Source organism: Tenacibaculum aestuariivivum (genome assembly GCF_964507685.1).
Taxonomy (GTDB): Bacteria; Bacteroidota; Bacteroidia; order Flavobacteriales; family Flavobacteriaceae; genus Polaribacter; species Polaribacter aestuariivivum.
Genome location: NZ_OZ208414.1, coordinates 2,286,250 through 2,298,579, shown reverse-complemented (window position 1 = coordinate 2,298,579; position 12,330 = coordinate 2,286,250). Strand labels below are relative to the sequence as shown.

7 protein-coding genes are annotated in these 12,330 nt (G+C 29.5%); 1 reads left to right on the top strand and 6 read right to left on the bottom strand.

Annotated features, from left to right (window positions below; genetic code table 11):
- Window positions 1-466 precede the first annotated feature (466 nt).
- On the bottom strand, window positions 467-658 hold the full coding sequence (locus ACN5J4_RS10375) for a cold-shock protein (protein ID WP_101916868.1): 192 nt from the start codon (window positions 656-658) through the stop codon (window positions 467-469).
- A 350-nt stretch (window positions 659-1,008) separates the two neighbouring features.
- Here ACN5J4_RS10375 and ACN5J4_RS10370 point away from each other — a divergent pair, with 350 nt between their 5' ends.
- Window positions 1,009-5,967 carry a PKD domain-containing protein gene (locus tag ACN5J4_RS10370; RefSeq protein ID WP_418649920.1) on the top strand — a complete coding sequence of 1,653 codons (4,959 nt, stop codon included), beginning with the start codon at window positions 1,009-1,011 and terminating at the stop codon, window positions 5,965-5,967.
- A 317-nt stretch (window positions 5,968-6,284) separates the two neighbouring features.
- On the opposite strand, the gene folE is transcribed toward ACN5J4_RS10370, so the two are convergent.
- The 5 genes from folE to ACN5J4_RS10345 all read right to left on the bottom strand — a co-directional run bounded on the left by folE (window position 6,285) and on the right by ACN5J4_RS10345 (window position 12,316).
- A complete protein-coding gene (gene folE, locus ACN5J4_RS10365) occupies window positions 6,285-6,977 on the bottom strand; it encodes a GTP cyclohydrolase I FolE (RefSeq protein WP_418649919.1) in 693 nt (230 codons plus the stop codon).
- A gap of 45 nt (window positions 6,978-7,022) precedes the next feature.
- Window positions 7,023-8,387 carry a histidine--tRNA ligase gene (hisS, locus tag ACN5J4_RS10360; protein WP_418649918.1) on the bottom strand — a complete coding sequence of 455 codons (1,365 nt, stop codon included), beginning with the start codon at window positions 8,385-8,387 and terminating at the stop codon, window positions 7,023-7,025.
- Window positions 8,388-8,497: 110 nt separating this feature from the next.
- Entirely contained in the window at window positions 8,498-9,418 is a 921-nt protein-coding gene (locus ACN5J4_RS10355) for a YihY/virulence factor BrkB family protein (protein WP_418649917.1), read from the bottom strand.
- Window positions 9,419-9,541: 123 nt separating this feature from the next.
- The gene (locus ACN5J4_RS10350; protein WP_418651166.1) at window positions 9,542-10,132 is read right to left on the bottom strand and encodes a pentapeptide repeat-containing protein; all 591 of its coding nucleotides are present in this window, start codon (window positions 10,130-10,132) and stop codon (window positions 9,542-9,544) included.
- Between the two features lie 60 nt (window positions 10,133-10,192).
- A complete protein-coding gene (locus ACN5J4_RS10345) occupies window positions 10,193-12,316 on the bottom strand; it encodes a M3 family metallopeptidase (RefSeq protein WP_418649916.1) in 2,124 nt (707 codons plus the stop codon).
- Window positions 12,317-12,330: the final 14 nt, after the last annotated feature.

Sequence of the window (12,330 nt, the reverse complement as noted above, 5' to 3'; positions counted from 1 at the left end):
AGTAGTGTAGATAGATTCAAAAAACTCTTAGTTAGAAATCATTACTTGCTTTACAGCCCCTACAGAAAGTGAAATAAAAACAATAACAAAGACCCGTAACTTTACTTTAAAACTACCCTGATGTTAAAAAGGTATATGAAATGTAACAAAGGATATTATTTATACAACACCTACTAAATGGTTCAAAGAAATAAGAAAAATAAATCTTTAAAGCTTTTAATATAGTATCTAATTTCATCGGTCAAACTATCAATCTATAATCAATTACTTTTATTACAGAAATACAAATCCATCAGCAGAATAGTTTAACACTAAAGTAAGTGTTTTTATAATACAATTTTAGAAGGATAATAAATATAAAATTTCATGTTTCTGTGAGTAATTATACAATAATAAAACAATAAAGCCTATCAATAAGTTGATAGGCTTTATTTAAAAAGTTTACTCTGATAATAAATAATGTATATTATAATACTCTTACGTCAACAGCGTTTAATCCTTTTCTTCCTTCTTGTAATTCAAATTCAACCTCATCGTTTTCACGAATTTCATCGATTAATCCTGAAACGTGCACAAAGTGTTCTTTGTTTGATCCTTCTTCTGTAATAAATCCAAATCCTTTTGACTCATTAAAGAATTTTACGGTACCTCTACTCATAATAAATAATTAATATGTTGCATAATAGCAACTGTTTTTTAATATCACAAATATAATGTTATTTTTTTTAAAAAAACAAAAAACATTTAAAAAACGTAAATAAATAATCATTTCACTGAATACTAAGGGTATAACTTTAAATAAAAACAAGAATAAAAATGACTTTTTTGTATTTTGATACAAAAAAGTAGTAATTTAGCAAAAAAAATCTCCCCTTTTAAATTTTTAGCATACTTAATAATTAAAGTATTATTCAAAAAGTCTCCCCTAGACTTACCAGTATTTATCTTTTATAACATAATATTAACTTCAAACTCTTTTGAATCAATTTTAATTAATCATATAACTTTATGAATTTCAAAAATTACCTATCAACTTTTTGCTTACTGGTATTTACCATGGCTTCTTTTGGTCAAAAAGCAACAACAAATAGCTGTGGCACAAAGCTATCACAAGAAGAAGAAATAAAATTTAGACAATCAATGTCTAAATTTAAAAAGCAACAAAAATCTAGTAAAAAAAGAGCCGCAATAGATTATAAAATACCTGTTGTATTTCATGTATTACATAATGGAAAAGGGGAAGCTGGCGCTGTCAGTAAAGAAAACATGGAGTGTAGGATTAACGATGTAATGGATGTTGTTAATAAAGATTTTCGTGGTGAGTTTCCTGAATGGAATAACACTGACCCTAGATTTGACAATATAAAAACCAAAATGGAAAATGTTGAATTTATTTTAGCTACAGAAGACCCTGACGGTAAACTTTTAGAAGTTCCCGGTATGAATTGGTTAGCTGACGGAGATCTTGTTGACGATGGTTATGACACTAGAATTACAAACGACCCATGGTGGTGGGGTAAAAACAACAAGTATTATTTGCAGGTATTTATTGTTGCCTCTCCTAACGGAGCGGATCAAGGAAATTTTGCCTCTGGTCATGCTTTTTTACCTACACAAAATGCAATACCAAGAGTTGTATTTAACTGGAGGTACCTTGGTAGAGCTACAGCATGTTTAGATAATCCTTCATCTAGTCAGCCTGGTTTTGAAAAAATAATGTCTCATGAATTTGGTCATTATTTCGGATTAAAACACACATTTAATGAAAGTAATAAAGATAATAACACTTGTGATCCAATAAATGACGGTATATCAGACACTCCTCAAACCATAGGTTCTGAGGGATGCTCTAGAGATGTATTAAATGCTTGTGGAGTGTATCCAAATGTTGAAAATTACATGGATTACAATACTTCGTGCCAAATTATGTTTACATCAGAACAAGTATATGTTATGAATATGTGGCTAGAAGACACTTCAGAAGCAAAATACCCTAGAAGTTTATTATGGCAACCTAGCAACTTAATAGCTACAGGTATAACACCTAGAAGCCCTACTGCTGATTTCATCAGTGATGAAACTGCCATATGTAGTTATGACTACATATACTTTCAAGACGTTTCTACCGGTGTGCCAACTTACAGACAATGGACCTTTGAGGGAGGAACACCTAGCACCTCTAACGAAATAGACCCTACAGTTAGGTACGATACGCCAGGTAAATTCAAAGTTACTTTACAGGTAGCAAACCAAATAGGGGGTGATATAATTGAAAAGGTAAATTATATAGATGTAGATCAATATACAAATACCGATACTACTGAAAAATTCGATGGTCCTTTTCCTCCTAAAGGATGGACGATATCAAATCCTGATGGAAAGTTAGCGTGGGAAAAACGTGATGATGTTGGTAACGGAGACTCTTCATGCATTATAATGAATAATGCAGATAATGATGTAATAGGAGAAGAAGATTACCTTCGTTTACCTTTTTATGATTTTTCTGGAGCAGCAAGAGCACAACTTTATTTTGATGTTGCCTATGTTAAATTTGACGAAAACAGCCCTGATATTTTAAAAGTAGAAGTATCTACAGATTGTGGGAACAGTTGGAGTGAGGTGTATTCAAAAACCCACTTAGAATTAGAAACGACAACATCTGCATTATCTCCAAATAATTGGGTACCTAATAAAATATCTGATTGGAGAAAAGAAATTGTAAATTTAAGCGCTTATGACAATCAAACAAACATCTCTATTCGCTTTAAAAACGTATCTGGATATGGAACTCGTATTTGGATAGATAATGTATCTGTTTCTTTAAAAAATAACGAAGGCCCTACAGCTGATTTTTATACTAAAACAAGAAGCTCTGTATGTAATAGTCAAGAGGTACAGTTTTTTGATACTTCAACAGGATTTGCAACGCAATGGGCTTGGGAATTTCCAGGAGGAACACCTGCTACCTCTACTGATCAAAATCCAGTAGTTTTTTATAATCAAGCTGGTTCGTATGACGTAACCTTAACTGCCACAAACCCTGATGGTTTTACAACTAAATCAGAAACAGGATTTTTTGTTTTAAAAACACCTAAATCTGAATCATTTACTGAAGATTTTTCTGGAGTTTTTCCTCCTGCTGATTGGGAAATACGTAATTTTGATGGTAAATTAGAGTTTGAACAAGGTGCTGCTGGAAATGGAGATTCTTTTTGTATGATGATGAATAATGCTGATAACTCTACGATAGGTGAGTTAGATGAAATTATACTACCGTCATTAGATTTATCTGCAGGAGATACTGACTTTTATTTTGATGTAGCATACACTAAATACAATCACTTTGATCCTGAATTTGATACAGATGCTCCAGATAAATTAAAAGTAATGGTTTCTAAAGACTGCGGAGAAAACTGGGAAACATTATATGATAAAACACACACTGATTTACAAACTTTTGAAGTTTTAGATGATTCAGCAACAGATGATAATGAACCTAACGACTGGATTCCTTCAGCACCAGAACACTGGAGAAATGAAAGAGTTTTACTTACTAATTACTTAGGTGAACCTAACGTATTAGTTAAATTTGTTAATGAATCAGGTTATGGAACTCGCATATGGATTGATAATGTATCTATTACTACAAATAGCCAAAATACACCTACTTCTAATTTTGAAAAAGAAGGTGATAATGTTTGTTTAGGAAATAATGTTCAGTTTTTTGATAAATCATCAGGAATACCTACCTCTTGGAGTTGGGCTTTTGAAGGAGGAATACCTACTACTTCTACTGATCAAAACCCTGTAGTAATATATAACACTCCTGGTGTTTATGAAGTAACATTAACTGCTTCTAATAGTATAGGAATAGGTAACACTATTACAAAAACAGCATATGTTACCGTGAAATCAATGAATACTTTACCTTATACTCAAAATTTTCAAGGAGCTTTTCCTATTACTGATTGGGAAATTATAAATCCTGACAATGATGATATTTTTTGGGAAAAAAGATCTGATGCTGGTAATGGTGATAACTCATGTATTATAATAAATAATGCTGATAACCTTGAAGATAAAATAGATGAATTAATTATAAGTCCATTAGATTTTTCTGCATCTGGTGACAAGAAAATGGAGTTTGATGTAGCTTACACCAAATTTACCAACTCTTATGATCTTACAGTTGATGCTCCTGATAATTTAATAGTTTTAGTTTCTAAAAATTGTGGATCTACGTGGACTGAGGTTTATAATAAAACTCATACTGAATTAGAAACTGTTCAAGTTATAGATGATGAAGCAACTCCTGATGATAATGAATCTAATGATTGGATTCCTTCGCAAGCATCTGATTGGAGAACAGAGACTATTGATTTAAATACTTTTAGCAACAACCCTAATGTTTTAATCAAATTTAAAAACATATCAGGGTATGGAACAAGAATTTGGATTGATAACCTAAGTATTACCTCAACTCCTAATATTGATGATAATACCTGGACAGGAACTACGAGTAACGATTGGAATACAGCTAGTAACTGGAGCAATAACACTGTTCCTTCTTCAAACAGTCGTGTTATAATTCCTTCTGGGTTGTCAAACTATCCTACAGTTAATTCTAACATAACTATTAACACATTAACAATTAACTCTGGAGCTTCATTTATAGCTCAAGGTACTGTTACAGGAACTGTTACTTATAAAAGAAATATACCTAATACTGATTGGTATTTAATATCTTCACCTTTTAAAGATGAAACTATTAATAATTTTATTACAAATAGTGCACATCCTTTTGCTTTAGGAACTGGAAACAACATAGGTTTTGCACCTTTTAACAACAATAGCCTTACCAATGCATGGGATTATCAAACTGCTACATCTACAGGTAATTTTGAAGTTGCTAAAGGATATTCTTTAAAATTATCTACCACTAGTGATATATCTATTACAGGAACAATAAATGATAGTAATGTAAATACTCAAATTAACAATGGAGCTAGAAATGATTATAACTTACTAGGAAACCCATTTACTTCATATGTTAATTCTGTAGCTTTGACTTCAGCAAATTCACTTGAGCTTTCTGAAGAAACAATTTGGTTATGGGACGGTAATGGTTATATTGCTTACAACGAGCAAACCCCTATTGAACTTGCACCAACACAAGGATTTTTTATTGAGGCCAATGCTAATCCAAGTACTAGTAGTATATCTTTTGCTACCTCAAATCAATCTCACCAAAGTAGTGATACTTTTAAAAGACAAGTAAGTAAAACTTCTTTTGAATTATTTGCTGATAATGGAAGTAATAAAAAATCAACAAAAGTTTTTTATGCTCCTAATAAAACTACAGGCTTTGATAATGGTTCTGATTCTAAAATATTTGGAGGAATTAAAAGTAACTTTGAATTATTTACACAGTTAGTTAGCGATAATAAAGGTAAAAAATTAGCAATACAAACTTTACCTAATGAAAACCTTGAGGAAATGGTAATTCCTGTTGGATTAACCAATAAAACTGGTGAAGAAATAGTTTTTTCTGTAAATGCTAAAAATCTTCCTAATGGAATAAAAATTTATTTAGAAGATAGAATTACAAATACTTTTACAAACATTTCTGATAAAGATTATAAAGCAGTAGTTGAAAGTACTACTAATAGTATAGGTCAGTTTTATATTCACACTAGTTCTAAAAACTTAGAAAATACAGATATTGATCAAAACTCACAAAATATAAGTATTTATGAATCTGGTAACAACACTATAACTATTACAGGTTTACAAGCTGATAAAGCATCATTAAACGTATATTCTATAATAGGTAAACGAATTCTTAATACTGAATTTAAATCAACAGGTGTTAGTGTAATTGAGTTACCAAAAACAGCTAAAGGTATTTACATTGTTGAAATACTATCTAACTTTGGTAAAGTTAGCAAAAAAGTTATTTTAGAATAAATAAAATTTTTTATACAAACTAAAATACTAAGAAAAAAACCAGTTAGTAACTAGTCATATTTTTAGTATTAAAGTTTAATTATTTTTAAAGAAAGACTTCGAATAAAATCGAGGTCTTTTTTTGTGGTAAATAGTGTATTTAAAACTACTATACGAATAATACATGCACCAAAAAAATAAGCCTGATTATAGCATTTACTCAAACTACTTACAAAGCGAATGTAAAAGTGTAAACAACGAATAAAAGTATTTATAATAAAAAAGCTCTTAACATTTAAGTTAAGAGCTTTGATTTGTATAAAATAATTAATTATAAATTAATCAAAAGAAGTGTTCATTTTTAAATACTCTAAAAACTCACGTTTAGTATCTTTATTTTTAAACTTACCACCAAACTCTGCGGTTACAGTTGAGCTTTCAATATCTTTAATACCTCTTGAGTTAACACATAAATGTTTTGCATCAATAACACAAGCTACATCCTGAGTTCCTAAAGCCTCTTGCATTGCTTGTACAACCTGCATTGTTAAACGCTCTTGCACTTGTGGTCTTTTAGAAAAATACTCTACAATACGATTCATTTTTGATAACCCGATTACTTTCCCATCAGATATATATGCTACATGTGCACGACCTATAATTGGCAATAAATGATGTTCACAGGTAGAATATACCACAATGTTTTTTTCAACCAACATTTCACCATAATTATAATTATTTTCAAATGTAGATGCTTTAGGCATATTAGCAGGATTCAACCCCATAAAAATTTCATTGACAAATGCTTTAGCAACACGTTTTGGCGTTCCTTGCATACTGTCATCCGTTAAATCCATTCCTAAAGTTTCAAGAATGTCTTTAACACTTTCTTGAATTTTAGCTATTTTTTCTTCATCAGATAAATCAAAAGCATCATCTCTTAAAGGTGTTTTTGCCGATGTACCTACATGATTCTCTCCTATCTCATCGATTCGTTCGTCATTTATTTTGTTGCTGTTCACTTCAGACATTTCTTTTCTTTTATTAGGGCGCAAATTTACAACATTGTAGTTAATTTACTGTATTATTTTTTTCAATTCGGCTAAAGAACAACTAGTTTGCTCTCCACTTAACATATTTTTAAGAACAAAAACATCATTTTCAACATCGGTAACAACAAACTGTATACCTCTACTGCTAACATATTTCCATTGTTTCTTTTGCTGCTTATTACTAGTTGCAGCATCAGGATATAATTCTGATTTTATATTATTATCTCTTAAATTTTTAATCGCTTTTATTTTTGATAAATTCTCAGCTTCATTAAAATTTAAAAATAACACTCTTGGCTTTGGTAATTCAACAGCTTCAAACAAGTTTAATTCTTCCATAACCAAGTAAATTCTATCTAATCCAAAAGAAATTCCAACTCCTGAAACATCTTTTAATCCGAAGATTCCAGTTAAATCATCATAACGACCTCCACCACCGATAGAGCCCATTTTTACTTCTTTAGGCGCTGCAACTTCATAAATTGCACCTGTGTAATAATTTAATCCTCGTGCTAAAGTTACATCTAGTTCTAAGCTTGCTGATGCTAAACCAATTGCCTCAATCATATCAACAACAGTACGTAATTCTTCTACACCTGCTAAACCTTCTTCAGAAGTAGCTAACATATTACTTAAAGAAGTTAAGTTATCTTGATTTGTTCCTGAAAAATTAAATAACGGTGCTACTTTTTCAATAGCATCTTCTGAAATTCCTTTTTCAAGCATTTCTTTTACAACACCATCTTTACCTATTTTATCTAACTTATCTAAAGCTACTGTAAAATCAATTAATTTATCTTTAGCACCAATAACTTCGGCAATTCCTGACAATACTTTTCTATTATTTATTTTAATAGTCGTACCATTTAAGCCTAACTTACTAAAAACAGTATCATATAATTGAATAAATTCAACTTCTTGTAATAGCGATTTACTTCCTACAACATCGGCATCACATTGATAAAACTCTCTGAAACGACCTTTTTGCGGACGGTCAGCTCTCCAAACAGGTTGAATTTGGTATCTTTTAAAAGGAAATGTAATGTCATTTTGATGCTGTACCACATAACGAGCAAACGGCACTGTTAAATCGTAACGTAAAGCTTTTTCTGAAATTTGAGCTGTTATTTTTTGACTATTTTTTTGAGTCAAAAAAGCTTCATTAGCCTTTTTTAAATAATCTCCAGAATTTAAAATTTTAAAAATTAAACGATCTCCTTCTTCACCATATTTACCCATTAAGGTTGATGAGTTTTCAAAACTAGGAGTTTCAATAGGTTGAAATCCAAAATTTTCAAATGATTGTTTAATAGTATTAAATATATAATTTCTTTTTGCTACTTCTGTTGATGAAAAATCTCTTGTTCCTTTAGGAATACTTGGTTTCATATTCTTTTAATTATAAATTTTTAGTTGCAAAATTTCATATTTCACATCTGTAAAATATAAAAACCTACTTCGTTCGCAAATATCTGAATTTATAGGTAATTTACGAAGTTTTACCCTCTATGTTTTAATCGATAAATTGATGCATTTAATTCAAAGCCTAATAATAAAATAATAGCATTAAGCCAAACGAAAAGCATTAAAATTAACAAAGTTCCTATTGATCCGTATAACTGATTATAGGTTGCAAATTGCAAAACATAAATACCAAATATATAAAATGTAAAAAGTGATACAATGGTGGTTAATATTGCTCCTGGCGAAAAGAATTTAATTTCCTTTCCTTGGGTAGTACCAAAACGGAATAATAAAGAAACAATGGTAAAAATCATAATTAAAAATAACAAGCCTCTTCCCCAATAAAACAAATCTAAATCATCAGTATGTAACCAGCCTGTATTATCTATTCTTGCTAAGGCAACTTGATACAAAATTATTAATACCACGGTAATTATTAAAAAAAAAGACATTATTAAAGAAACACCAAGCGAAATAAAATAAGCCTTAAAAACACTACGCATTTCTTTTACATGATATGAATATTCAAAACCTCCAAAAATAGCATTTACGCCATTTGTCATCAAAAAAATAGATGCTAAAAAACCAAAAGACAACAAACCTCCATATTGATTATTAATAATATCTTTTAACACAAAATCTACGGCATCAAAAGTTTTAGGCGGTAACATTTCTTGAATTAACCCGAATAGATTTTCCTGAAATCCATCAATAGGAATATAAGGTATTAATGATAATATAAAAAGCATGAAAGGAAAAATAGCCATAAAAAAACTAAATGCAATTCCTCCAGCTCTTGTTGTTAATGCACCTTTTACAATACCGATTACGTACATTTCAAACAAATCATACAAAGACATTCCTTGTAATCCAGGGATTTTAATTTTCTTAAAAAAAACAATTAATAAATTAATGATGGGTATTTTATTTAATTTATTCTCTATTGATTTTGTCATTATTACAGCTACATTTTTCAACAAAGATACAATCGTTTTAAGAGATAAAAGTGTAAAAAATGTAAAGGAAATTATAAATTTAAAGATAAAAAATTACAGTAAAAAAGCATAATAAAATAGCTACTAAATCTCAACAAAAATATTATATGTATGTAATAATCCTATTATATTTTCTTTTGAAAAAATTGCACCTTTTAATTTATTATCTTCTGGGTTTATTACAAAATTAAAAGCAGTCTTAAAATTTACTTTTTCTAAGTTTGTTTTTTGAAATATAGCTTTTTTTAAATCGCAAGTATCAAAAATTGAATTTATAAGTATTGCTTCCGTAAAATCAACTTCTTCTAAATTACAGTTTACAAATAATGTTTTTGGAATTTTTAATTGATAAAAAGATGAAAAATTTAATTGACAATCAGTAAAACTAAACTGTAACAAGAACGAATCACATTCATTAAATTTAACACCTATCATTTTACATTTAATAAAAGATACCTCTTTAAAAGCGGTGTTTGTTACAATTGTATTACTAAAATTACAATCGATAAATTCGCAATCTAAAAACTGAATATTCGAAGCGTGAACATTTTCAAAATTACAATTCGAAAAAGTACAACTATCATACTCCCCTTTTTTAATTTTTGTTTTTGAAAAATCAATTTTCGAAAATGTTTTACTGTCAAAAAAATCATCCATAATAAAAAAGTAAAAAATAAGATGCTGCGTTTATAGTAAATAATAAACACAGCATCTTTATATAAATTAAAAGTTAAATTATTTTAAACCTCTTGCTTTTAACATTGGTGTAGCTTCAGGATTTTTTCCTGCAAAATCTTGATACATTTTTGCATAATCCATTGTATTACCTTTTGATAAAACTTGCTCACGAAATTTTTGTCCGTTTTCACGTGTTAACAATCCATTGTCTTTAAACCAAGCATACGCATCATGACTTAACATTTCTGTCCATAAATACGAATAATACCCAGCAGCGTAACCTCCACTAAAAATATGCGCAAAATAAGTAGAACGATATCTTGGTGGTACCTCAGCAATTTTTAATTTCATCTGCTTTAAGGCTTCTTCTTCAAACTTGGCTACATCTTGTATTTTATCATCCGAAGAAACTGTATGCCATTTCATATCTAAACTAGACGATGCTAAATTTTCAATCATTGAATATCCTTGATTAAAAGTTCCTGCATCTTTAATTTTTTTCAATAACTCAGCAGGAATTACTTTTCCTGTTTTATAATGCACTGCATAATTATTTAAAATAGCTGGATGTGTTGACCAATTTTCGTTAAATTGAGATGGAAATTCTACAAAATCTCTAGAAGTACTTGTTCCTGAAATAGAAGCATATTTTTGATTTCCGAATAAGCCGTGTAATGCGTGTCCAAATTCATGAAACATTGTTTCAACCTCATCAAAACTAATTAAAGCAGGTTCTCCTTCAGCTGGTTTTGGTGAATTACATACATTATAAATTACAGGTTTCTGATTACGTAACTTAGATTGTTTTACAAAAGCACTCATCCAAGCACCTCCACGCTTACTATCTCTGGCAAAGAAATCACCATAAAATAAACCTAACTTGCTTCCATCTTCTTCAAAAACTTCGTAGACAACTACATCTTCATGATAAACTGGTAAATCTGTACGTTTTTTAAAAGTGATTCCGTATAGTTTTGTAGCAGCATAAAATACTCCTTTTTCTAATACATTGGTTAATTCGAAATATGGTTTTATTTCGTCTTCGTTTAAGTTGTATTTTGATTTACGCACTTTTTCGGCATAATGATTCCAATCATAAGCTTTTAAAGTTGCATCTTTAACCTCTTTATTCATTTCAGCTTGAATCTCTTTTGTTTCTGAAGCTACTTTTTCTAAAGAACCAGGGATTAAACCTTCAAACATTTCAAAAACCTTAGCCGGTGTTCCTGCCATAGTACCTTGTAAACTCCAGCTTGCATAATTATCAAAACCTAAAATCTGCGCTTTTTTAGCTCTTAAAGAAACCATTTTTTGTACTAATTCACTTGTATCATACACTCCTGCATCTGACCTGTGAATAGATTTCTCATATAACTCTTTACGGATTTCTCTATTTTCTAAAGATTGTAAAGAAGGTTGTTGCGTAGTATTTATTAATTGAATTTCATATGTACCGTCTTTTTCTAAGGATTTTATTTTATCCTCAGAAAATCCTTTTAATTTTGTAGCATCAGTAACTACAACACCACCTTTTTTACTTGCATCTAATAGCTTTTTACTGAAATCATTAGATAATGTAGCTATTTCAGAATTTATATCTTTTAACGCTACTTTTTTATCTTCTGATAAGTTAGCACCTGCTTTTACAAAATTCTTATAATACTCTTTTACTAAATGATTACTTTCAGCATCTAAATTAGCAGTTTCTAAACCTTCATATACTTTTTTAATTTTAGCAAACAATTGCGTGTTTAATAAAATTTCATCGTTATGTTTAGAAAACTTTGGAGCTAATTCTTTTTGAATACTTTTGATAGTATCATTTGTATTCGCTTCTGTTAATGCATAAAAAACAGCTGTAACATTGTCTAATGTTTTACTACTTTCTTCTAATAATAAAATAGTGTTTTTAAACGTAGGAGTTTCTTTAGTATTTATTATTGCTTTAATTGCTTCATTTTGCAATTTCATACCTTCTAAAATAGCGGGCATAAAATGCTCATTTTTAATTTTCGAAAAATCTGGCGTACCATAATCTAACGTACTCTTAACCATTAAAGGATTATTTGCCATAAGCATTGTATTTTCTATCTTAATTTCTTTTTTAGTTTTTTTAGTGTCATTTGTAGTACAAGATATTGCTAATGCTAATGTTGTTACTACAATTATATGTTTTTTCATATTACTAAAATTAA

Excerpts from the sequence above, each read along its gene's own strand:
- folE (WP_418649919.1), bottom strand. The coding sequence starts at position 6,977 with ATGTCTGAAGTGAACAGCAACAAAATAAATGACGAACGAATCGATGAG.
- ACN5J4_RS10355 (WP_418649917.1), bottom strand. The coding sequence starts at position 9,418 with ATGACAAAATCAATAGAGAATAAATTAAATAAAATACCCATCATTAAT.
- ACN5J4_RS10345 (WP_418649916.1), bottom strand. The coding sequence starts at position 12,316 with ATGAAAAAACATATAATTGTAGTAACAACATTAGCATTAGCAATATCT.
- hisS (WP_418649918.1), bottom strand. The coding sequence starts at position 8,387 with ATGAAACCAAGTATTCCTAAAGGAACAAGAGATTTTTCATCAACAGAA.
- ACN5J4_RS10370 (WP_418649920.1), top strand. The coding sequence starts at position 1,009 with ATGAATTTCAAAAATTACCTATCAACTTTTTGCTTACTGGTATTTACC.
- ACN5J4_RS10375 (WP_101916868.1), bottom strand. The coding sequence starts at position 658 with ATGAGTAGAGGTACCGTAAAATTCTTTAATGAGTCAAAAGGATTTGGA.